This is a genomic window from Pseudomonas sp. Q1 (assembly GCF_009935975.1).
Classification (GTDB): Bacteria; Pseudomonadota; Gammaproteobacteria; order Pseudomonadales; family Pseudomonadaceae; genus Aquipseudomonas; species Aquipseudomonas palleroniana.
On record NZ_QODI01000014.1, the window covers coordinates 74,869 to 97,045 of the forward strand.

Here is a 22,177-nt window from a genome sequence, read left to right on the forward strand (position 1 = left end):
AGGCTAGCGGGCCAGCAGGCGCAGATGTACACGCAGGCCCTGCCCGGTATTTTCCGCCCATAAACGCCCGCCCTGGCGCTGCACGGCGTTGCGGGCGATGCTCAAGCCAAGGCCGAAACCGCCGTCGCCAGGGCGTGAGCCCTCCAGACGGGTAAAGGGCGCAAAGATCCGCTCCACGTCTTGCTCGTCAATGCCGCCGCCCTGGTCTTCCAGCCAGAGATGCCAGTAGTCTCCTTCGCGATAGCCATCCAGTTGCACCACCCCGTGGGCAGGCGAATGTCGTATCGCGTTGCGCAGGATATTTTCCAACGCTTGGGCCAGTGCATTCAGGTTGCCCCGCACCCAGCAGTCATCCACCAGGCGGCATGGCAGGCGCGATGCCGGCCAAGCACTTTCATAGCAGGCGTTTTCGCGCAGCATGTCCCACAACGCCTGGATCTGGATATCTTCGTTCGGCAACGGCGTGCGCTCACTGTCCAGCCAAGCCAGTTGCAGGCTGTCTTCCACCAGGCGTTGCATACCGTCGATTTCGCGGTTTAACCGTTCACGCAGCTGCGCCAGGTCTTGCTCACTGTCGCAGGCTACGCGCAGGCGGCTCAAGGGTGTGCGTAGCTCGTGGGACATATCGCGCAGTAACTGTTGTTGTATCACCACGGTGCCCTGCAAGCGCTCGGACATATGATCAAAGGCCCGGCTCAACTCGCCCAGTTCATCCTGGCGACTGGTGGCGTCGCGGGACATACGCGTATTCAACTGGTCAGCACGCCAGGCGTTGGCCTGCTCACGCAATTGATTAAGGGGCATGATCAGCAACCGATAGAGGCCCACGCACAACAGCAAAGTAAACAAACCGGGGATCACGCCATTGGTCAACACCCGCCAGAGCAGCTGATAACGCCCGGGCATAAAGCGTTGCGGCAGCTCGATCACCAACGAGCCTGCGCCGGGGTCCACCGGAAACGGAATCTTGAGCCAGGGCAGCCCTTTGACATGTCGGCTGACCGGCCACTCCAGGCCCCGCAGAAACGTCAGGCGCTGGCTCTCCTTGTCGCTCAAGGGTGTGCTGCTCAGGGACTGCAAATCCTTGCCGATCACACCGATCCAGGTGGTCTCGCGCGTGGCCATCAGTTGCAGCCACGCGTCGACACCGTCACGGCCTTGCGTCTTCCAGGCCAGTTCGGCACCCGCTGCGTAGCCTCGCAAGACCTCGCGGGACTCTTCAGCCACATTGGCGCTCTGCTCCTCCAGATACTGGCCCCAGGACCAACTGAGCCAGATCATCAGCAAACAGAAGGCGATCAACAGGCAGGCGAGCTTCCAGAACAGCGAGTGCTTGCCGGGCAAGCGCTCAAAGCCCTTCATCAGCACCGCTCAATACGTAGCCCTTGCCCCAAACGGTGCGCACTTCACGCTCGCTGTAGCCAATTGCCTTGAGCTTGCGACGAATCTGGCTGATATGCATATCCAGGCTGCGATCATGCGGGGCATAGCCGCGCTGTAACACATGCTGGTAAAGGAAAGCCTTGCTGAGCACCTCTTCGGCATTACGGTGCAGGGTTTCCAGCAGGCGATACTCACTGCGCGTCAGCCCGCCCCATTGCTCCCGGTGAAAGACATCGCACTGTTCATCGTCAAAGCGCAGGGTCTGCACGTCTTCACGCGCTGGTATCAGGGCCGGCTGCGGGCGCCGGTCCAGGGCGACCCGGCGCAGGATCGCCTCGATGCGCACGCGCAACTCGATCATGCTGAACGGCTTGGGCAGGTAGTCGTCGGCTCCCAGGCGAAAGCCGCTGATGCGATCCGCCTCGGCGCCCAGGGCCGACATCAGGATCACGGGCACCGCATGGCTCTGGCGCAAATGCGTGAGGATCGACAAACCGTCCAGGCCCGGCAGCAGGATGTCCATCAACACCACATCGAACGCCTGGTCACGGGCCATCTGCAAACCTTGCCGGCCATTCTGGCACCACGTCACCTGGAAACCGCAACGTCCCAGGTGCTCATGCACATAGGCGCCCAATACAGGGTCATCTTCGATGGTCAGGATACTGGGTGGGCCAACGGCTGCGGGATTCATTAGCGTCTGCAAGTCATTCTCAATGACTGATTATTCAAGATTAAACCGTGCCAGGCAATCGCCAGCCGGCGACGAATAGCCCGAAGATTGCCCTCTGTCATTAATTTACGAGAATCCACCCGGCGCAAATGGCTACACTGCGCAGGTGGCGCGGGCCGGATGCCTGCGCGAATGATTGATATCAATGTGGTAGCAGGAGAGTGGCGTGCTTAGAAAAATGGGGATCAAAGGCCGCGTACTGTTGCTGACCTTATTACCGACCAGCCTGATGGCCTTGTTGTTGGGAGGCTATTTCACCTGGATGCAACTGTCGGAACTGCAGACCCAGTTGCTGCAACGCGGTGAGATGATCGCCGAGCAATTGGCGCCGCTGGTGGCACCACCCCTGAGCAGCAAAAACACCGATCTGCTGGAACGCATCGCCACCCAATCCCTGGAACAACCGGACGTGCGCACCGTGTCGTTCCTTGCGCCGGACCGCTCATCCCTGGCCCACGCCGGCCCGACCATGCTCAATCAACCACCTATCGGCAACAGCTCGCACCTGTTGCAGCGCACCGGCAACGACGCCACGCGCTACCTGCTGCCGGTGTTCGGCCGCCATCGCAACCTCGCCGGCGAACTGATCCCCGATGAATCCGACCGCCTGCTGGGCTGGGTCGAGGTGGAACTGTCCCACAACGGCATGTTGCTGCGCGGCTATCGCAGCCTGTTCGCCAGCTTGCTGTTGATCGCCATCGGCCTGATCTGCACCGCCGCCCTGGCACTGCGCATCAGCCGCACGATCAATTCACCCATCAGCCAGATCAAACTGGCCGTGGCCCAACTCAAGGACGGCAACCTCGAAACCCGCTTGCCACCGTTGGGCAGCCAGGAACTGGACCAGTTGGCCTCGGGCATCAACCGCATGGCCGAAACCCTGCAGAATGCCCAGGAAGAACTGCAACACAGTATCGACCAGGCCACCGAAGACGTGCGCCAGAACCTGGAGACCATCGAGATCCAGAACATCGAACTGGACCTGGCGCGCAAGGAAGCCCTGGAAGCCAGCCGCATCAAATCGGAGTTCCTGGCCAACATGAGCCATGAGATCCGCACCCCGCTCAATGGCATCCTGGGCTTCACCCACCTGTTGCAGAAAAGCGAGATGTCGCCACGCCAGCTGGATTACCTGGGCACCATCGAAAAATCCGCCGACAACCTGTTGGGCATCATCAACGAGATCCTCGATTTCTCGAAGATCGAGGCCGGCAAGTTGGTGCTCGACAGCGTGCCCTTCAACCTGCGGGACTTGCTGCAAGACACCCTGACCATCCTCGCGCCTGCCGCCCATGCCAAGCAGCTGGAACTGGTCAGCCTGGTGTACCGCGACACGCCATTGGCGTTGGTCGGCGACCCGCTGCGCCTCAAGCAGATTCTGACCAACCTGGTCAGCAACGCGATCAAGTTCACCCGCGAAGGCACCATTGTCGCCCGGGCGATGATCGAGGACGAACAGGAAGACAGCGTACAACTGCGCATCAGCGTGCAAGACACCGGCATCGGCCTGTCCAACCAGGATGTACGCGCACTGTTCCAGGCGTTCAGCCAGGCCGACAACTCGCTGTCGCGCCAGCCAGGAGGCACCGGCTTGGGGCTGGTGATTTCCAAGCGCCTGATCGAACAGATGGGTGGTGAAATCGGCGTTGACAGCACGCCGGGTGAAGGTTCGGAGTTCTGGATCAGCCTGAACCTGCCCAAAACTCGCGACGACGTTGAAGACCTGCCCGCCGCACCACTGCTCGGTCGCCGGGTGGCCGTACTGGAAAATCACGAGCTGGCGCGCCAGGCCCTGCAACATCAGTTGGAAGACTGCGGGCTTGAAGTTACGCCATTCAACTCCCTGGAAAACCTCACCAACGGCATTACCAGCGCGCATCAGACCGAGCAGGCCATTGACCTGGCGGTACTCGGCGTCACCGCCAATGACATCCCTCCTGAACGCCTCAACCAGCACCTGTGGGACCTCGAACACCTGGGCTGCAAAGTGCTGGTGCTGTGCCCGACCACCGAGCAGATGCTGTTCAACCAGTCAGTGCCCAACCCCAACAGCCAATTGCAGGCCAAGCCTGCCTGTACGCGCAAGCTGCGCCGGGCGCTCGCCGACCTGATCAGCCCGCGCCCGTCGCGCAGTGAACCGGGTGAGCCGCTGTCCAGCCGAGCACCGCGTGTGCTGTGCGTGGATGACAACCCGGCGAACCTGTTGCTGGTGCAAACCCTGCTGGAAGACATGGGCGCCAAGGTGCTGGCGGTGGAAAGCGGTTACGCCGCCATCGATGCGGTGAAACAGGAAACCTTCGACCTGGTGCTGATGGACGTACAAATGCCCGGCATGGACGGACGCCAGAGCACCGAGGCGATTCGCCAGTGGGAAAGCGAGCGCCACGGTACGCCATTGCCGGTGGTCGCCCTCACCGCCCATGCCATGGCCAATGAAAAGCGCGCCCTGCTGCAAAGCGGCATGGACGATTACCTGACCAAACCCATCAGCGAACGGCAACTGGCCCAGGTGGTGTTGAAGTGGACCGGCCTGGCCCTGCGCAACCAGGGGCCGGAGCGCGCCCCTGACGGCTTGGCCCCCGGCGTGCGACTGCAGGTGCTGGACCACGAGGAAGGCTTGCGTCTGGCCGCCAACAAAGCCGATCTGGCCGCCGATATGCTGGCCATGTTGCTGGCGTCGCTGGAAGCCGACCGCCAGGCCATCACCGCCGCCCGCGAAGCCAATGACAACAACGCCTTGATCGAGCGCGTTCACCGCCTGCACGGCGCCACGCGCTATTGCGGTGTGCCGCAACTGCGTGCCGCCTGCCAGCGCGCCGAAACCCTGCTCAAGCAGGACGACGCCAAGGCCATGACCGCACTCGACGAGCTGGACATGGCAATTGCCCGCCTGGCCAGTGAAGCGCGGGTCAGCGCCTGATTGACAGGAACCCGTGTGGGAGGCATTTCCAACTCGCAAATGAACAGGGAGCTCCATTTGATGCGCGTCATTCTTTTCAGCAGCCAGCACTACGACCGCGACAGTTTTCTCGGTGAGCCGCTGCCCGCCGGCTTAGAACTGCACTTCCAGCCCGCCCGCCTCAACCTCGACACTGTGGCCCTGGCCGAGCATCACGAGGTAGTGTGTGCCTTCATCAACGATGACCTCAGCGCCCCGGTGCTGGAACACTTGGCCAACGGCGGTACGCGCCTGATCGCCCTGCGTTCGGCCGGCTACAACCATGTCGACCTGGCCGCCGCCAAGCGCCTGGGACTGGCCATCGTCCGCGTGCCGGCCTATTCGCCCCACGCGGTGGCCGAGCATGCGGTGGCGTTGATCCTGGCCCTCAACCGCCGTTTGCATCGTGCTTACAACCGCACCCGCGACGGTGATTTCAGCCTGCACGGGCTGACCGGTTTCGACCTCGTCGGCAAGACTGTCGGCGTCGTCGGCACCGGGCAGATCGGCGCGGCATTCGCCAGGATCATGGCCGGTTTCGGCTGCCGGCTGGTGGCCTACGACCCCTTCCCCAACCCCCAGGTGCAGGCCCTTGGCGCCCGCTACACGAGCCTGCCGGAGTTGCTGGCCGAGGCGCAGATCATCAGCCTGCACTGCCCGCTCACCCACGACAGCCAACACCTGATCAACGCACGGTCCCTGGCCCAGATGCAGCCGGGTGCGATGCTGATCAATACCGGGCGCGGGGGGCTGGTCGACACACCGGCACTGATCGATGCACTCAAGCAGGGGCAACTCGGTTATTTGGGGCTAGATGTGTACGAGGAAGAAGCCCAGCTGTTCTTCGAAGACCGCTCCGACCTGCCCTTGCAAGACGATGTGCTTGCACGCCTTTTGACCTTTCCCAATGTGATCATCACCGCCCACCAGGCGTTCCTGACGCGCGAAGCGTTGGCGGCGATTGCCGGCACGACGCTGGCTAACATCGCTGCCTGGGCCGAGGGTCTGCCACGGAACCTGGTGGAGGGCTGATCAGCGGTCATATACCAGGCTCATGATAGGCCGGCACCCGTGATAGGATGCCGCGCCTAATTGGAGGACCCATGGCCGAACACGATTTCCGCTTCAGCTTGCTGAGCCCGCAACACACCCTGATCGAATGCCGTGCCCTGGTGCCGGGCCGTTATCAGGTCACCGGCAACGGTGGTTCGATCAAGCATGGCGACGTACTGATCGTCACCCTGCGCGGCAGTAAAACCCTGTCGATGCGCCTGACCGTCGAAGGTGACGCGCGCTATTCCATCCGCCCGGCGGGCCAATGGGTCGCCATGGCCCAGGGGCCGAAATTCGGCGAGCTGGAGATTCACACCTGGAAGGTCAACTGCGACAGCTGCGAGAGCGTGCTGGAGTTTGAATTTGCAGTGGAAACCAAGCTGACCAAAGAGCCATTCCCCCAGGCCGCCAACGCGCGCATCAAGGAATTGGGCTGGGCCGGCGAAGGCGACAAGCACCGCTGCCCGAAATGCCAGCAGGCCGCACAATGAAAGCCCCGCTGCTGCTTGCCGCCATCGGCATCGGCCTCGGCGGCTGCGCCAGCGATACGGCGAAGCTGGAACAGGATCACAGCTACGTGGTGGAGTGGATTGGTGAGCGGCCCTTGATGGACTACGCGCACCTGACCGTGACCCTGGGCGCCGATGGTCGCGCCTATGGCAATGGTGGCTGCAACCACTGGTTTGCGCCGTACACCATCGATGGCCAGAAACTCAGTTTCGGCAAGCTCGGCAGCACCCGCAAGCTCTGCGCCGAGGCCTTGATGGAGCAGGAACACCGCTTCTTCCAGGCCCTGCAAGGCGTTGAGCGCTGGGATATCTCGCCGATCGAACAGACCCGCTTCTGGCCGGCCGAGGGCAAGCCGATCCGCCTGTGGCTGGAAGAAGGCTGATCCGCCGATCTGTGGACTGATGAGATCCAATTGTGGGAGGGGGCTTGCTCCCGATAGCGATGTGCCAGTCAATACATCAGCTGACTGACACACCGCCATCGGCAGCAAGTCGAATCATCGCACCGCCCCCCACATTTGCCTTGAGTCGTCGCTTTACCCGCGCAAAGCCTTGAGCTTGGCCAGCACCCCCTCTGCCGTCTGCTCGCCCATCAACTGCTCACGCACCTTGCCCTTGTCATCGATGATGTAGGTCACCGGCAATGCCTCGCTGCGCGGGATATCGAAGATCCCTTCCGGGTTCTGCGCCAGGACGGTGAACTTGATCCCCAGCTTCTCGCTGGCCGCCTTGAGCTCCTCACCCTGCACATTGTCGAAATTGACCCCGAACACCCCCACATTCTGCGCTTTCAACTGCTCGGCCAAGGCATTGAGCTGCGGGATTTCCGTGCGGCACGGGCCACACCATTCAGCCCAGTAGTTGACCACCACCCATTGCTTGTCCAGACGTTCGGCCGCCACCTTCTGGCCGTATTGGTCAACGCCATAGTCATTGCCGCAGCCACCGAGCAGCAGGGTTGTGATGATCGCCAATGCACCGATCAGTCGCCTAGTCATGGGGTAATCCTTCGTAAAATGAACATTGTCTGCGACCGATCGCCTCTTACGGTTTAAGAGCGAGCCGCAGCGCAGGTAGAATACCCGCCACCTTACGCAAGATGCGACCCGCACATGACCGATCTGACGCTTTATCACAACCCGCGCTGCTCGAAATCCCGCGGTGCGCTCGAACTGCTGGAGGCTCGCGGCCTGGCCCCGACCGTCGTGCGCTACCTGGAAACCCCGCTGGACGCCGCGCAACTGAAGGCTCTGCTGAGCAAGCTCGGCATCAGCGCACGCCAATTGCTGCGCACCGGTGAAGACGAATACAAAACGCTCAACCTGGCCGACGCCGGCCTCAGCGAAACGCAATTGATCGCCGCCATCGCCGCACACCCGAAGCTGATGGAACGCCCGATCCTGGAGACCGCCGACAAAGCCATCATCGGTCGCCCGCCGGAGAACGTATTGGAGATCCTGCCGTGACGACTCCGTATGTGCTGGTGCTGTATTACAGCCGCAATGGCTCGGTCAGCGAGATGGCCCGGCAAATTGCCCGGGGCATCGAGCAAGCCGGCCTGGAGGCGCGTCTGCGCACCGTGCCGGCGATCTCTACCGAGTGCGAAGCCGTGGCGCCGAGCATCCCGGATGAAGGCGCGCTGTATGCCAGCCTCGATGACCTGAAAAACTGCTCGGGCCTGGCCCTGGGCAGCCCGACCCGCTTCGGCAACATGGCCGCGCCGCTCAAGTATTTCCTCGACGGCACCAGCAACTTGTGGCTGACCGGCGCCCTCGTCGGCAAACCCGCCGGGGTGTTCACCTCCACCGCGAGCCTGCACGGCGGCCAGGAGACCACGCTGATGTCGATGCTGCTGCCCTTGCTGCACCACGGCATGCTGATCACCGGCCTGCCCTACAGCGAACAGGCGCTGCTCGACACCCAGGGCGGCGGCACGCCGTATGGCGCCAGCCACCATGCCGGGCCGGATGGCAAGCGCATGCTTGATCAACATGAAATCACGCTGTGCCGCGCCCTGGGCCTGCGCCTGGCAAACACCGCCTTGCTGCTGGAGAACGGCCGTGGCCAGAAAGCCTAAGGTCCTGCCGTCGCAAGCGTGGCTGGAACCTCGGGTCAAGGTGGCACGGGCGCTGAGCCTGCTGGCATTCCTGGGCCTGGTGGGATTGCTGTGCGTGTACTACCTGTGCGTTGCCGACCTGCACGGCGCCCGTCCCTGGGTGATCCTGCTGATCGAGTTGGTGCCGTTGCTGGTACTGGCGCCGGGGATGCTGCTGGGCAGTGCCCGTGGGCATTCGTGGATGTGCTTTGTGGTAAACCTGTATTTCATCAAGGGCGCGCTGGCCGCGTATGACCCGAACCGGCAAGTGTTCGGGGTGCTGGAGATGCTGGCGAGCCTGGCGGTGTTTTGCACCGCCCTGCTCTATGTGCGCTGGCGGCATCAGCTCGATCGGCGCTACACACTCAATGATTGACGGTGTAGGCCAACATCATCGACAACTGGCACATCGGCCGCCCGCTTTCGGCATGCCACTGGTTGAACGCAGCCTGCACCGCCGCCAGGTCGCGCAGGCTGGTCGGTGCCTTGTCGACGATCTTCTGCGCATTTAAAGCCGCCACCACGTCATCGCTCGGCACAAAGGTATCCTTGCCCACCATGCGCAAAAAGCGCGGTGCCGACAGGCCGCCCAACTGGTGGCCGTGCTTGCTCAGGTACTTCCACAACCCAACGATGTCGGTCACCGGCCAGTCGGCGATGAATGCGCCGAAGCTGCCCTTTTCCTGCTCGATGTCGAGGATCATCTGCGCATTGCGCGGCACGCTTTTGAGTTTGCCCAGGTGACGGATGATGCGCGTGTCCTGCATCAAACGCTCCAGGTGTTCGGCGCCCATCAGCACGACCTTTTCCGGGTCGAAGCCAAAAAACACTTGCTCGAAGGCCGGCCACTTGGCGTCTACCACGCTGTGTTTCAAGCCCGCGCGAAACACGCGCAGCGCCAGGGTCGACAGGTAACGGTCATCACTGATCTTGCGCAATTGCGCCGTGGTCTTGGGCACCGGCAGGTGGGCGTCCAGCTTGGCCGCTGAACCGAAGCGGTTCAGACAATATTCGTGCAGCCACTTGTAATCGCGCATGCCCTCTCCTGGCAATCGAATTGAAAACGGCGCCCGTGAGCGCCGTGTGTCAGAGCGTTGAAATGGCTCAGAGGTTCACTACATTGACGAAGCGCGAAGCCGCCGTCTCGTCGATCGTCAGGCTGGTGAAGTCGAACAGGTTGCGGTCAGCCAATTGCGACGGGATCACGTTCTGCAGGCTGCGGAAGATGCTTTCGGTTCGGCCAGGGGTCTTGCGTTCCCAGTCCACCAGCATTTCCTTGACCACCTGACGCTGCAGGTTCTCCTGGGAACCACACAGGTTGCACGGGATGATCGGGAATTGCTTGAGGTCGGAGTAGGCCTGGATATCCTTCTCGCTGCAGTACGCCAGCGGACGGATCACCACGTTGCGCCCATCATCGGCGCGCAGCTTGGGCGGCATGGCCTTGAGCGAGCCGTTGAAAAACATGTTGAGGAAGAAGGTTTCGACGATGTCATCACGGTGATGACCCAGGGCCATCTTGGTCGCGCCAATCTCATCGGCAAAGGTGTAGAGCGTGCCACGGCGCAGGCGCGAGCACAGCGAACAGGTGGTCTTGCCTTCCGGGATCAACTCCTTGACCACCGAGTAGGTGTCTTTTTCCACGATGTGGTACTCGACGCCCAACTCTTTGAGATAGGCCGGCAGTACGTGCTCCGGGAAACCCGGTTGTTTCTGGTCCATATTGACAGCGACGATCTCGAACTTGATCGGCGCGACCTTCTGCAGGTGCAACAGCACGTCGAGCATGGTGTAGCTGTCTTTGCCGCCGGAGAGGCAAACCATGACCTTGTCGCCGTCCTCGATCATGTTGAAATCGGTGACCGCTTCACCGGCCAGGCGACGCAGGCGTTTTTGCAGTTTGTTCTGGTTGACTGTAAGAGTGCCCATGGCGCTTGGATCCGCTAGAAGTGTGTGACGAAAAGCGCAGCATTTTACCGATGTCGAGTGCCGACATTCAATGTGGGAACGGGCCGCGTTCCCATCAACAGACCCCGCCGCGATTAGGGCCAATGTTTACAGTGCGATTTGCTCTAAAGCCTTACAGTTTTTCGGGTCATCACTTCCTATACTGCGACTTGAGGTCGCATATCTATCCAGACCTTTGAGGCCATCTGGCCCGTAGGCGCTCCGATGGGGGGCGATGGTAATAACGACAGGAGTGACTGGCATGATCCATCACGTCGTGGGGCTGTTTACCCATCCCGACCAGGAATGGCGGGAAATCCGTGGCGATAAGGAAGAAAGCATCGGCCACATGTACCTCACTCACACCCTGATTCTCGCGGCGATCCCCGCCGTTTCCGCCTTTATCGGCACTACCCAGGTCGGCTGGGTCATCGGCAGCCGCGCGCCGGTGATGCTGACCCAGGAAAGCGCGCTCTGGATGACGATCATGTCGTACGCAGCCATGCTCGGCGGCGTGGCGGTAATGGGCGCGTTCATTCACTGGATGGCCCGCACCTATGACGCCAGCCCTACCATGTCACGCTGCGTGGCCTTTGCGACCTACACCGCGACACCGCTGTTTATCGGCGGGTTGGCGGCGCTCTATCCGCATATGTGGCTGGGCATGATGGTGGGCACGGCAGCCATTTGCTACACCGTTTACCTGCTGTATGTGGGGTTGCCGACCTTCATGAACATCGACCCGGACGAGGGCTTCCTGTTCTCCAGTTCGGTGCTGGCCGTGGGGCTGGTAGTCCTGGTGGCGATCATGGCGTTTACCGTGATCGTCTGGGGCCTGGGCGTCGGCCCGATTTATACCAACTGACCCGCTTATCGACCTGGGCAAGGCCACCGCAAGGTGGCTTTGTGCTTTATGCGTGACCATTCGGCGCCTGACAGATTCGGAAACACCCAGCTTTGCGGCATACTGGGTGTCTCTGGAGATCAGTACCGCATGCCCGAGCAACTCAATACCCGCGTCGAAGAGTGTTTCCTGCTAGCCGAATCCTTTTTCAAACGAAGTTTCAAACGCCCCCAGGTCAGCCTCAAGCTGCGGGGCCAGAAAGCCGGTGTCGCGCATTTGCACGAGAACCTGCTGCGTTTCAACCCCCAGTTGTACCGAGAAAACAGCCAGCACTTCCTGAAACAGACTGTGGCCCACGAAGTCGCGCACCTGATCGCCCACCAGTTGTTTGGCGAGCGCATCCAACCCCATGGCGAAGAATGGCAATTGATCATGCGCGGGGTTTACGAACTGCCGCCGGATCGTTGCCACACCTATGCCGTGAAACGCCGGCAGGTGACCCGCTATATCTACCGATGCCCGTGTGCCGACAGCGACTTTCCGTTTTCGCCACAGCGCCACGGCATGGTCGCCCAGGGCAGGCGGTATCTGTGTCGGCGGTGTCGGCAGACCCTGGTGTTCACCGGGGAAACTCGGGGGGAGTGAGGGCCTCATCGGGAGCAAGCCCCCTCCCACATTTTGACCGCGCCGCCTTTCAAACTGTGGGAGGGGGCTTGCTCCCGATAGCGCCCGTTCAGGTACTACCCAACCACGTTGGCACCCCGCAACTCGGCTATCCGCTGCGCACTGATCCCCAGCTCCGTCAGCACCTCGTCACTATGGGCACCGACCGCCACCCCGATATGTCGAGGCGCCGGCAAGCCCTCTGAAAATTTCAACGGGCAGGCGATTTGCGCCTGGGTCGAGCCATCGGCCCTTGGCACCTGGCACACCAGCTCACGGGCTTTCAACTGCGGATGCTGCACCGCTTCACTCAAGCTGAGCACAGGCTCCACGCAGGCATCCACCCCGGCAAACAACTCACACAGCTCATCGAAGCTGCGCTTCTCGAACTCGATCTGCAGCGCCAGCTTAAGGGCCTTTTGCTGCTCCGGCCTGGGTGACAGGCCCTGGGCCGCCAGCTCCGGCCGTCCCAAGGCCACGCATAATTGCTGCATAAACCCCGGTTCCAGGCTGCCGACCGACATCCAGCGCCCATCTCGCGTGCGGTAGTAGTCGTAAAAGCTGCCGCCATTGAGCACATGATTCTCGCGCCCCGGCTCCACCCCACAAGCCAGGTAGCCCGCACCGGCCATGGCGTTCAGGCTGAACGAACAGTCGGTCATGCTCACATCCAGATGCTGGCCGACGACGCTCTGCTGCCGGGCGACGACCGCCGCCAGCAGCCCGACCACCGCGTGCAGCGACCCCCCAGCCACATCCGCCAGCTGCACGCCCAGCGGCACTGGCCCGCTGTCCTGGCGCCCGGTATGACTGGCCACGCCCGCCAACGCGAGGTAGTTGATATCGTGCCCGGCGCGGTCCTTGTAGGGGCCGGTTTGGCCGTAGCCGGTGATCGATACGTAAATCAGCCGAGGGTTGATCGCCTTCAGCGCCTCATAGCCCAAACCCAGGCGCGCCATCACCCCTGGGCGGAACTGTTCGACGAGGATGTCGTAGTCCTTGACCAGTTCACGCACGATCTCCAGCGCTTCGGCCCGTTTCAGGTCCAACGCGAGGCTGCGCTTATTGCGGTTGAGGTACGCATGGCTCGCCGAGGTACCCTGATCATGGGGCGGCAGCACGCGTAACAGGTCCATGCGCGTGGACGACTCGATGCGCAGCACTTCAGCGCCCATGTCCGCCAGCATCAGCGATGCAAAGGGGCCAGGCAGCAAGGTGGAAAAATCCAGCACTTTGAGGGACGCCAAGGGACCAGACATGGAGACTCCGTTTGCACTTCGAATGCCCCTAGACTAGGCAGCCTTGCGCCTACCGGCAATCGCCGGAACGATCAGCGACGGTGACCGTTTTGATCACGGCGGGCTTTTTCGCGGCGGCGGCTTTATCATTGGCCCACGTTTGCTGGCAGAGTGTCCCATGAAGTTCGCGATAGCGCTGTTTTCCGCCGCCCATGCGCCCTCCTCACGCCGCGCCTTGCTGTTCGCTCAGGCGGCGCTGGCGGCCGGGCATGAGATCGTGCGGCTGTTTTTTTATCAGGATGGCGTCTATAGCGCCTCCAACAACGTGGTTGCGCCCCAGGATGAGCAAGACATTGCGCGCCAGTGGCGCGAATTCGTTAGCGCGCACCAGCTCGACGGCGTGGTGTGCATTGCCGCCGCGTTGCGCCGTGGCGTGCTCAACAGTGAAGAGGCCACGCGCTACCAACGCAGTGCCGTGAACCTCGAGGCACCGTGGGCACTCTCGGGCCTGGGGCAATTGCACGACGCCGCCCAGGCGGCCGACCGCCTTATCTGCTTTGGAGGGCCATGACATGTCCAAATCTTTACTGGTGATCAGCCGCCAGGCACCGTGGTCCGGGCCGAGCGCACGTGAAGCGCTGGATATCGTGCTGGCCGGCGGCGCGTTCGATCTGCCCATCGGTTTATTGTTCATGGATGACGGCGTGTTTCAGCTGGCGCCGCATCAGGACGCCAAGGCCGTGCAACAAAAAGACCTGAGCGCCAACCTGCAGGCGCTGGGGCTGTTCGGCATCGATGAGGTCTTCGCCTGCCAACATAGCCTCGCCGAACGCGGGCTCACGGCGCCGGCCAGCGCCGAAGCGCTGGGCAATGCACAAATCTCCCAACTGATTGACCGTTACGACCAGGTGATCACCCTCTGATGTCGACTCTCCATGTGGTATCTCACTCCCCCTTCACCGACAGCCGGCTCGCCAGTTGCCTGCGCATCTGCGGTGCCGATGACGCGATCCTGCTTTGCGGCGACGGCACCTATGCGCTGCACAATGCAGCCCTGCAAACCAAGGGCCTGAAGGTATGGGTGCTGGCCGAAGACCTGCAGGCGCGTAACCTGCCCCTGCCGGACTGGGCCGACAGCGTCGACTATCCAGGCTTCGTACAACTGTCGATCGACTACGACAAGGTCAACACCTGGCTATGAATACGCTGACCGTGGGTTCGCGCACCCTCGAACTGGACAAGGACGGTTACCTGGTCGACCTGAACGCATGGTCCGCCGAGGTCGCCAACGCCCTGGCCGCCGCCGAAGCGTTGGCGCTGACGGCGGAGCACTGGGAAATCCTCGAACTGCTGCGCGGCTTCTACGCCGAGTTCCAGCTGTCCCCCGCCACGCGTCCGCTGATCAAGTACACCGCCTTGAAGCTGGGCCCGGAAAAGGGCAACAGCCTGTACCTCAACAAACTGTTCAACGGCACTCCCGCCAAACTCGCCGCCAAGCTGGCGGGCCTGCCCAGACCGACGAATTGCCTATGACCGACTTTGCCCCGCTGACCCTCGAAACGCCTGCCGAGCACCCGTTTGCACAGTTCGTACGCATCCTGGGCAAAGGCAAGCGCGGCGCGCGCAACCTCACCCGCGAAGAGGCCCGCGAGGCCATGGGCATGTTGCTCGACGAACAAGTCGAAGACACCCAGCTCGGTGCGTTCCTGATGCTGCTGCGCCACAAGGAAGAAAGCCCGCAAGAGCTCGCCGGCTTCACCGAGGCCGTCCGCGAGCGTTTGCAGGCTCCGGCGCTGAACGTGGATATCGATTGGCCGTCCTATGCCGGCAAGAAACGCCACCTGCCCTGGTTCCTGCTGGCGGCCAAATGCCTGGCACAAAACGGTGTGCGCATCCTCATGCACGGGGGTGGCGCCCACACGGCAGGCCGGCTGTACACCGAGCAATTGCTGGAAGGCTTGCAGATTCCGCTGTGCCGCAACTGGCGCCAGGTGGAAGCGGCCTATGCGCACGGCAACCTGGCGTTTATCCCACTGGGTGACTGGGCACCGCAACTGCAACGCATGATTGACCTGCGCAACACCCTGGGCCTGCGCTCGCCGATCCACTCCCTGGCGCGCCTGCTCAACCCGCTGAATGCACGCCTTGGCCTGCAAAGCATTTTCCATCCCGGTTACCAGGGTGTGCACCGTGATGCCAGCGGCCTGCTGGGCGACAATGTGATCGTGGTGAAGGGTGACGGCGGCGAAATCGAGATCAACCCCGACGCTGCGAGCCATCTCTATGGCACCACCGGCGGCGAAAGCTGGGATGAAGAGTGGCCCGCCCTCTCCACCCAGCGCCACGTCAAACCGGCCACGCTCGAACCCGAGCACCTGAAGGCGCTGTGGCGCGGCGACGTCGAGGACAGTTATCCGCAACTGGCGTTGATCGCCACCATGGCCCTGGCCTTGCGTGGCCTGGGGCATCCCCGCGAGCAGGCATTCGTGTTGGCCCAGCAATACTGGGATGCTCGGGATAAATCGATTTAGTCGATCATTAACGCCCGGTCTTTGCGCTTTTAAATCGAACTCAGCCCTTTAAACTGGCCTCCAACGCTTACTTATTAGTCGAGGAGCCAGTCATGGGCTTGCTGATCGAAGGACATTGGAAAGACCAGTGGTACGAAAGTAGCGCGGACGGTGCGTTCCAACGGGAACAGGCGCAACGCCGCAACTGGGTGACCACCGACGGCAGGCCCGGCCCCAGTGGTGAAGGTGGCTTCAAGGCCGAGGCCGGACGCTACCATCTGTATGTGTCGCTCGCCTGCCCCTGGGCTCACCGCACCTTGATCCTGCGCAAGCTCAAAGGTTTGGAAAGCCTGATTGACGTGTCGGTGGTCAGCTGGTTGATGCTGGAAAACGGCTGGACCTTCGACAAGGCACACGGTTCTACCGGCGACAAGCTGGAGGGTTTCGAATTCATGCACCAACGCTATACCGCCGACACCGCCGACTATACCGGCCGCGTCACGGTGCCAGTGCTGTGGGACAAGCAGCTCAAGCGCATTGTCAGCAATGAATCGGCGGAGATCATCCGCATGTTCAACAGTGCGTTCAACGAACTGACCGGCAACACGCTGGATTTTTACCCCGAGGCCCTGCGCCCCACTATCGATGCGCTGAACGAACGCATCTACCCCGCCGTGAACAACGGCGTATACCGCGCCGGTTTCGCCACCTCGCAGCAGGCGTACGAAAGTGCGTTTGATGATGTGTTTGCCGAACTCAGCCACCTGGAACAGCACTTGGGCAACCATCGCTACCTGGCCGGCGAATACCTGACCGAGGCCGACGTGCGGCTGTTCACCACGCTGATTCGCTTTGACGCGGTGTATTACAGCCATTTCAAATGCAACCTGCGCCGGATTGCGGATTATCCGAACCTGTCGAACTGGCTGAGGGAGATGTATCAGTGGCCGGGCGTGGCCGAGACGGTGGATTTCGAGCATATCAAGGGGCATTACTATGCCAGTCACCGTACGATCAATCCGACGGGGATTGTGCCCAAAGGCCCATTGCAAGCGTTTGATGCCGAACATGATCGCGAGCGATTAGCCGGTCAAGGTGTTTGGAGCTGATCCGGAAAATGGGCTGCGCTTGAGGGCCTCATCGGGAGCAAGCCCCCTCCCACACTCTGGAATGCATTCCAATGTGGGAGGGGGCTTGCTCCCGATGCTCTTGAGGCTTAAAGCTATTCCTGAGCGCCTTCGAACCACTTGAGTTTTTCGCGTAACACGACCACTTCACCGACGATGACCAACGTCGGCGCATGCACTTCATGCTCCGCCACCATGCGTGGTAAATCGGCCAGGGTGCCGGTAAACACGCGCTGGTTGGACGTGGTGCCCTGCTGGATCAGCGCCGCCGGGGTGTCGGCCGAGCGCCCGTGCTTGATCAACTGCTCGCAGATGATCGGCAAGCCAATCAACCCCATGTAGAACACCAGGGTCTGCGACGGCCCTACCAGGTCCAGCCAAGGCAGGTCCGAAGTCCCGTCTTTGAGGTGCCCAGTGATAAAACGCACCGACTGCGCATAATCGCGGTGCGTCAGGGGAATCCCGGCATACGCCGCGCAACCACTGGCGGCCGTGATTCCCGGCACCACCTGGAATGGAATGCCATGGGCCGCCAGTTCCTCGATCTCTTCGCCGCCACGACCAAAGATGAACGGGTCGCCCCCTTTGAGACGCAGCACGCGCTTGCCTTGCTTGGCCAGGTCCACCAGTTGCTGGTTGATCTGGTCCTGCGGCACGGCATGCTCGGCGCGACGCTTGCCGACATACACGCGCTCGGCATCGCGACGGCACAGTTCGAGAATCGCCGGTGCCACCAAGCGGTCATACAGCACCACATCGGCTTGCTGCATCAAGCGCAGGGCACGAAAGGTCAGCAGGTCGGGGTCACCTGGGCCTGCACCCACCAAATACACCTCGCCCGGTGCATAGGGCGGTGCACCGTTGACCTTCTCGATCAGCAGACGCTCGGCTTCAGCGCCCTGCCCGGCCAGTTGGCGGTCGGCAATCGGACCCTGGAAAACCTCTTCCCAGAACGCCCGGCGTTGCTGCACATCCGGGTACAAACCCTTGACCTGCGCACGAAAACGCGCCGCCAACCCGGCCAACTGGCCGTAGGTGGACGGAATCCAGGTCTCCAGCTTGGCCCGGATCAACCGCGCCAGCACCGGCGCATCGCCACCGCTGGAGACGGCAATCACCAGCGGCGAGCGGTCGACAATCGCCGGGAAGATCACGCTGCACAACGCCGGCGCATCCACCACATTGACCGGCACGCAACGGCGCTTGGCATCGCTGGACACCTGCGCGTTCAGGGGCTCGTCGTCGGTTGCCGCGATGATCAGGGTGCAACCGTCGAGGTCGGCCTCCTGATAACCGCGCAAAATCAGTTCCCCGCCAATGCCCAGCACCAGTTCACGCAACTGGTCTTCGATCTGGGGAGCAACCACCCGCAGCAACGCACCGGCGTCGGCCAGCAGCCGGGATTTGCGCAAGGCAATCTCCCCGCCACCGACGACCAACACTCGACTGCCGCGCAGGTTATGAAACAGCGGCAGAAATTCCATTTAGGCGATGACCTCAACGCCCGCCATGTACGGCTTGAGCACCTCAGGCACGCGGATCGAACCGTCAGCCTGCTGGTAGTTTTCCAGCACGGCCACCAGGGTACGGCCTACCGCCAGCCCCGAACCGTTGAGTGTGTGTACCAACTCCGGCTTGCCGGTTTCCGGGTTACGGAAACGCGCCTGCATGCGACGGGCCTGGAAATCGCCACAGTTGGAGCACGACGAAATCTCGCGATATTTGCCCTGGCTTGGCACCCACACTTCGAGGTCGTAGGTCTTCACTGCACTGAAGCCCATGTCGCCGGTGCACAGCGCCAGTACGCGGTAGGGCAGTTCGAGCAGTTGCAGGACGCGTTCGGCGTTGGCGGTCAGGCCTTCCAGGGCGTCCATCGAGGTCGACGGCTCGACGATCTGCACCATCTCGACCTTGTCGAACTGGTGCTGGCGGATCATGCCGCGGGTGTCGCGGCCCGATGCACCGGCTTCGCTACGGAAGCATGGGCTGTGAGCCACGAACTTCAACGGCAGTTGCTTGGCGTCGAGGATCTCGCCGGAGACGATGTTGGTCAGCGACACTTCGGCGGTCGGGATCAGGTACAGGTCGGCCTCGCCTTCTCGGCTGATCTTGAACAGGTCCTCTTCGAACTTCGGCAACTGGCTGGTGCCCATCAACGCCGGGGCCTGCACCAGGTAAGGCGTGTAGGCTTCCTCGTAACCGTGCTCGGCGGTGTGCAGGTTGATCATGAACTGCGCCAGGGCGCGATGCAGGCGGGCCACCGGGCCACGCAGCAAGGAGAAACGCGCACCGGACATCTTGGCGGCGGTTTCGAAATTCAGGCCGCCGGTCAGTTCGCCCAGGGCAACGTGGTCCTTGATCTCGAAATCAAAGGCTTTTGGCGTGCCCCAACGGCGCACTTCGACGTTGCCGTCTTCGTCTTCACCGACCGGCACCGATTCGTGCGGGATGTTAGGGATACCCAGCAGGATCGAATCCAGCTCGGACTGGATCTTGTCCAGCTCGACCTTGCCTTCGGACAGCTCAGTGCCCATCCGCTCGACGTCCGCCATCAACGGCGCGATGTCTTCGCCGCGCTGCTTGGCCTGACCGATGGATTTGGAACGCGCATTTCGCTCAGCCTGCAGTGCTTCGGTGCGGGTCTGGACGGTCTTGCGCTGTTCTTCCAGCGCTTCGATGCGCGCAACATCCAAGGCAAAGCCACGGGATGCCAGGCGGTCCGCTACGTCCTGAAGGTTGCTACGTAACAGTTTGGAATCGAGCATGTCGGTCTCTCGTTTATCAAAGTTTGGTCAAGGACAGGCCGGCCCAGGTGGCGAGCAGCCCGCCGAACACGCTGATGCCCAGGTAACCGAAGGCTACCAGGGCCTGCCCGCTTTCCAGCAGGCGCACCGTATCCAGTGAAAAGGATGAAAAGGTCGTCAGACCGCCTACAAAGCCGACAATCAAGCCGGCGCGAATTTCAATCGGCACTTCCGGGCGCAACAGGAACCAGCCGTACAACAGCCCGATGATCAGGCAACCGACCAGGTTGACCGCCAGCGTCGCCATGTAAAAATGCTTCGGCCAGTTGGCGCTGACCCAGGTACCCGTGGCGAAACGCAATAATGTACCAGCGATGCCGGCGACGGACACGGCAAGAATCGTCTTGAGCACTACTTTCTCCGCTGCCTGGGGCTGAGTCGATCGAGTTGAGCGAGGTGATTGAGCTTTTCACCGATCTTCAGCTCCAGGCCCCGGGGCACCGGCTGGTAGAACGGCTGCGGGTCCAGCGCGTCGGGGAAGTAGTCTTCACCGGCGGCATAGGCATCGGGTTCGTCGTGGGCGTAGCGGTATTCGTCGCCGTAACCCAGCTGCTTCATCAGCTTGGTCGGCGCATTGCGCAGGTGCAGCGGCACTTCGAGCGAGCCATGCTCGGCGGCGGCGCGCAAGGCCGACTTGAACCCCATGTACACCGCGTTGCTTTTCGGGGCGCACGCCAGGTAAGTAATGGCCTGGGCCACGGCCAGTTCGCCTTCCGGGCTGCCGAGGCGTTCCTGCACTTCCCATGCGGCGAGGCACAGGCTCAAGGCACGTGGGTCGGCGTTGCCGATGTCCTCACTGGCCATGCGCACCACGCGCCGCGCCAGGTAGAGCGGGTCGCAACCACCGTCGATCATGCGTGCAAACCAATACAACGCGCCATCGGGGTTGGAGCCACGCACCGACTTGTGCAGCGCAGAGATCTGGTCGTAGAACGCCTCGCCGCCCTTGTCGAAACGACGGCGGGTTTCACCCAGCAGGCTTTGCAGCAGGTCGACGCCGATTTCGTGGCCGTCCTCGGCCAGGTCGGAGGCGTTTTCCAGCAGGTTGAGAAAGCGCCGGCCATCACCGTCGGCGGCGGTCAGCAAAATCTTGAAGGCTTCGTCGCCAACCGTCAGTTGGCGCTTGCCCAGGCCCTTGTCTTCGCTCAAGGCTCGGTGCAGCAGCTTTTGCATCGCTGCTTCATCCAGGCTTTTGAGCACGTAGACCCGCGCCCTCGAGAGCAAGGCGTTATTGAGTTCAAACGATGGGTTTTCGGTGGTGGCACCGATAAAGATCAGCGTGCCGTCTTCGACATAGGGCAGAAATGCATCCTGCTGCGACTTGTTGAAACGATGGACTTCGTCAACGAACAGGATGGTGCGCTTGCCGTACTGCCCGGCCTGCTGCTTGGCGACTTCCACCGCCTGGCGGATCTCCTTGACCCCGGCGAGTACCGCCGAGACCGTTTCGAAGTGAGCATCCGAGACTTTTGCCAGAAGCCGCGCCAGGGTGGTCTTGCCCACCCCCGGCGGCCCCCAGAAAATCATCGAATGCAGCGCACCCTGCTCCAGGGCTTCACGCAATGGCTTGCCGCGAGCGAGCAGGTGTTCCTGCCCGACGTACTCGTCCAGGTTGGTCGAGCGCAAGCGCGCGGCCAGGGGCTGAGCAATCGGGTCACTTCGAAACAGATCCATGGGCAGCGTTTGAAACCTCTGGGAGATTTATTCCTGGATCACGTCGGCACCCTTGGGGATGTCGAACTTGAACTTGGAAGCGGGGACAGGCTGGTTGGCCTTGACGCCGGAGAACAGGATATCGGTGCGCTGGCCGACACTGTCGACCAGGCGCATGTTGTTGATCACGCCATTGCCGAATGACAACAACAGCGTATCAAACAGCGTGTCCTTGGATTTGGGCTTGAGGGTGAACTCGATCACGTTGCTGGTTTGCTTGGACGTGATATCGAAGCTGTCGTTGATTTTCGATACATCGCCCGACAGCAGCAGCGCCGGCGTCTGGTTCAGGCGCGGGTCGAGCTTCTTGATGGTCGCCTGCTCCAGGTCCGGGTCCCACAGGGTGACCTTCTGGCCGTCGGAGACGATGGTCTGCTCAGACTTGCCTTCCGTATGCCAGTAGAACAGGCCAGGACGCTGCACGGCCATTTCGCCTGCGGTTTCCTGCAACTGGGTACCACCGGCATCCAGGGTCAATTGGGAGAAGCGCGCGGTCAGGGTCTGGGATTTGTCCAACAGGTTCTTCAGGCTGGCGACGGAGGCCGGGTCAGCGTGAGCCGAAACAGCGGTCAGGGCCAGTGCCGGCAACAACAGCATGCGGATAAGACGCATGGGAGTCC

26 protein-coding genes are annotated in these 22,177 nt (G+C 61.9%); 15 read left to right on the forward strand and 11 right to left on the reverse strand.

What is annotated here, in order from left to right; genetic code table 11:
- Positions 1 to 3 precede the first annotated feature (3 nt).
- Together DK870_RS21600 and DK870_RS21605 are read right to left on the reverse strand one after the other, a co-directional pair.
- Entirely contained in the window at positions 4 to 1,362 is a 1,359-nt protein-coding gene (locus tag DK870_RS21600) for a sensor histidine kinase (RefSeq protein WP_161549639.1), read from the reverse strand.
- On the reverse strand, positions 1,349 to 2,077 hold the full coding sequence (locus DK870_RS21605; protein WP_104994124.1) for a response regulator transcription factor: 729 nt from the start codon (positions 2,075 to 2,077) through the stop codon (positions 1,349 to 1,351). Before DK870_RS21605 ends, DK870_RS21600 begins: the two co-directional genes overlap by 14 nt.
- Positions 2,078 to 2,282: 205 nt before the next feature.
- Between DK870_RS21605 and DK870_RS21610 the strand changes: the two genes are divergently transcribed.
- From DK870_RS21610 to DK870_RS21625, 4 genes are all read left to right on the forward strand, one after another.
- Complete coding sequence (locus DK870_RS21610; protein ID WP_060755629.1) at positions 2,283 to 5,036, forward strand: response regulator; 2,754 nt, start codon at positions 2,283 to 2,285, stop codon at positions 5,034 to 5,036.
- Between the two features lie 60 nt (positions 5,037 to 5,096).
- The gene (locus DK870_RS21615; RefSeq protein WP_104994125.1) at positions 5,097 to 6,086 is read left to right on the forward strand and encodes a 2-hydroxyacid dehydrogenase; all 990 of its coding nucleotides are present in this window, start codon (positions 5,097 to 5,099) and stop codon (positions 6,084 to 6,086) included.
- Positions 6,087 to 6,157: 71 nt separating this feature from the next.
- Positions 6,158 to 6,598 (forward strand): hypothetical protein, encoded by a 441-nt coding sequence (locus DK870_RS21620; protein ID WP_161549640.1) that lies wholly within the window; start codon positions 6,158 to 6,160, stop codon positions 6,596 to 6,598.
- A complete protein-coding gene (locus DK870_RS21625) occupies positions 6,595 to 6,999 on the forward strand; it encodes an META domain-containing protein (protein ID WP_161549641.1) in 405 nt (134 codons plus the stop codon). The genes DK870_RS21620 and DK870_RS21625 overlap by 4 nt, the downstream gene beginning before the upstream one ends.
- A gap of 153 nt (positions 7,000 to 7,152) precedes the next feature.
- Here the strand turns inward: DK870_RS21625 and DK870_RS21630 are convergent, their stop codons facing one another.
- Entirely contained in the window at positions 7,153 to 7,614 is a 462-nt protein-coding gene (locus DK870_RS21630) for a TlpA disulfide reductase family protein (protein WP_161549642.1), read from the reverse strand.
- Positions 7,615 to 7,728: 114 nt separating this feature from the next.
- Between DK870_RS21630 and arsC the strand changes: the two genes are divergently transcribed.
- Genes arsC through DK870_RS21645 form a run of 3 tightly spaced genes read left to right on the forward strand, consistent with a single transcriptional unit; the run spans position 7,729 to position 9,087 of the window.
- A complete protein-coding gene (gene arsC / locus DK870_RS21635; protein ID WP_060755634.1) occupies positions 7,729 to 8,082 on the forward strand; it encodes an arsenate reductase (glutaredoxin) in 354 nt (117 codons plus the stop codon).
- Positions 8,079 to 8,693, forward strand: a complete 615-nt coding sequence (gene wrbA / locus DK870_RS21640) for an NAD(P)H:quinone oxidoreductase (protein ID WP_060755635.1) — start codon at positions 8,079 to 8,081, stop codon at positions 8,691 to 8,693. Before arsC ends, wrbA begins: the two co-directional genes overlap by 4 nt.
- Entirely contained in the window at positions 8,677 to 9,087 is a 411-nt protein-coding gene (locus DK870_RS21645; protein ID WP_161549643.1) for a DUF2069 domain-containing protein, read from the forward strand. The genes wrbA and DK870_RS21645 overlap by 17 nt, the downstream gene beginning before the upstream one ends.
- Here DK870_RS21645 and DK870_RS21650 read toward each other — a convergent pair.
- Both DK870_RS21650 and ttcA read right to left on the reverse strand, forming a co-directional pair.
- Positions 9,077 to 9,748: a DNA-3-methyladenine glycosylase I gene (locus tag DK870_RS21650; protein ID WP_161549644.1), complete on the reverse strand. Its 672-nt coding sequence runs from the start codon at positions 9,746 to 9,748 to the stop codon at positions 9,077 to 9,079. The two genes, DK870_RS21645 and DK870_RS21650, sit on opposite strands and share 11 nt — an antisense overlap.
- Positions 9,749 to 9,815: 67 nt before the next feature.
- Positions 9,816 to 10,640 (reverse strand): tRNA 2-thiocytidine(32) synthetase TtcA, encoded by an 825-nt coding sequence (gene ttcA / locus DK870_RS21655; RefSeq protein ID WP_104994129.1) that lies wholly within the window; start codon positions 10,638 to 10,640, stop codon positions 9,816 to 9,818.
- A 280-nt stretch (positions 10,641 to 10,920) separates the two neighbouring features.
- Here ttcA and DK870_RS21660 point away from each other — a divergent pair, with 280 nt between their 5' ends.
- Positions 10,921 to 11,523 (forward strand): Yip1 family protein, encoded by a 603-nt coding sequence (locus DK870_RS21660; protein ID WP_060755639.1) that lies wholly within the window; start codon positions 10,921 to 10,923, stop codon positions 11,521 to 11,523.
- A 129-nt stretch (positions 11,524 to 11,652) separates the two neighbouring features.
- Positions 11,653 to 12,147, forward strand: a complete 495-nt coding sequence (locus DK870_RS21665; RefSeq protein ID WP_161549645.1) for a SprT family zinc-dependent metalloprotease — start codon at positions 11,653 to 11,655, stop codon at positions 12,145 to 12,147.
- 95 nt (positions 12,148 to 12,242) lie between these two features.
- Here the strand turns inward: DK870_RS21665 and DK870_RS21670 are convergent, their stop codons facing one another.
- Positions 12,243 to 13,424, reverse strand: a complete 1,182-nt coding sequence (locus DK870_RS21670) for a CaiB/BaiF CoA-transferase family protein (RefSeq protein ID WP_161549646.1) — start codon at positions 13,422 to 13,424, stop codon at positions 12,243 to 12,245.
- Between the two features lie 157 nt (positions 13,425 to 13,581).
- On the opposite strand from DK870_RS21670, the gene tusD reads away from it, so the two are divergent.
- The 6 genes from tusD (at position 13,582) to DK870_RS21700 (ending at position 17,022) form a co-directional block, all read left to right on the forward strand.
- Positions 13,582 to 13,974, forward strand: coding sequence for a sulfurtransferase complex subunit TusD (gene tusD, locus DK870_RS21675; protein ID WP_060755641.1), 393 nt, complete (start codon positions 13,582 to 13,584; stop codon positions 13,972 to 13,974).
- 1 nt (position 13,975) lies between these two features.
- Positions 13,976 to 14,326, forward strand: coding sequence for a sulfurtransferase complex subunit TusC (tusC, locus tag DK870_RS21680; protein WP_161549647.1), 351 nt, complete (start codon positions 13,976 to 13,978; stop codon positions 14,324 to 14,326).
- Positions 14,326 to 14,604: a sulfurtransferase complex subunit TusB gene (gene tusB / locus DK870_RS21685; RefSeq protein WP_161549648.1), complete on the forward strand. Its 279-nt coding sequence runs from the start codon at positions 14,326 to 14,328 to the stop codon at positions 14,602 to 14,604. The genes tusC and tusB overlap by 1 nt, the downstream gene beginning before the upstream one ends.
- Complete coding sequence (locus tag DK870_RS21690; protein ID WP_126851484.1) at positions 14,601 to 14,936, forward strand: TusE/DsrC/DsvC family sulfur relay protein; 336 nt, start codon at positions 14,601 to 14,603, stop codon at positions 14,934 to 14,936. Before tusB ends, DK870_RS21690 begins: the two co-directional genes overlap by 4 nt.
- Positions 14,933 to 15,934: a glycosyl transferase family protein gene (locus DK870_RS21695; RefSeq protein ID WP_161549649.1), complete on the forward strand. Its 1,002-nt coding sequence runs from the start codon at positions 14,933 to 14,935 to the stop codon at positions 15,932 to 15,934. The genes DK870_RS21690 and DK870_RS21695 overlap by 4 nt, the downstream gene beginning before the upstream one ends.
- 92 nt (positions 15,935 to 16,026) lie before the next feature.
- Positions 16,027 to 17,022, forward strand: a complete 996-nt coding sequence (locus tag DK870_RS21700; RefSeq protein WP_161549650.1) for a glutathione S-transferase family protein — start codon at positions 16,027 to 16,029, stop codon at positions 17,020 to 17,022.
- Positions 17,023 to 17,135: 113 nt separating this feature from the next.
- Here DK870_RS21700 and cysG read toward each other — a convergent pair whose 3' ends face one another.
- The 5 genes from cysG to lolA are packed head-to-tail and all read right to left on the reverse strand — an operon-like array spanning position 17,136 to position 22,169.
- Positions 17,136 to 18,524: a siroheme synthase CysG gene (gene cysG / locus DK870_RS21705; protein WP_161549651.1), complete on the reverse strand. Its 1,389-nt coding sequence runs from the start codon at positions 18,522 to 18,524 to the stop codon at positions 17,136 to 17,138.
- A complete protein-coding gene (serS, locus tag DK870_RS21710; RefSeq protein WP_060755648.1) occupies positions 18,525 to 19,805 on the reverse strand; it encodes a serine--tRNA ligase in 1,281 nt (426 codons plus the stop codon).
- A 16-nt stretch (positions 19,806 to 19,821) separates the two neighbouring features.
- On the reverse strand, positions 19,822 to 20,196 hold the full coding sequence (crcB, locus tag DK870_RS21715; protein ID WP_060755649.1) for a fluoride efflux transporter CrcB: 375 nt from the start codon (positions 20,194 to 20,196) through the stop codon (positions 19,822 to 19,824).
- Positions 20,196 to 21,518 (reverse strand): replication-associated recombination protein A, encoded by a 1,323-nt coding sequence (locus DK870_RS21720; RefSeq protein WP_161549652.1) that lies wholly within the window; start codon positions 21,516 to 21,518, stop codon positions 20,196 to 20,198. Before DK870_RS21720 ends, crcB begins: the two co-directional genes overlap by 1 nt.
- 27 nt (positions 21,519 to 21,545) lie before the next feature.
- Positions 21,546 to 22,169, reverse strand: coding sequence for an outer membrane lipoprotein chaperone LolA (gene lolA, locus DK870_RS21725; RefSeq protein ID WP_161549653.1), 624 nt, complete (start codon positions 22,167 to 22,169; stop codon positions 21,546 to 21,548).
- Positions 22,170 to 22,177 lie beyond the last annotated feature (8 nt).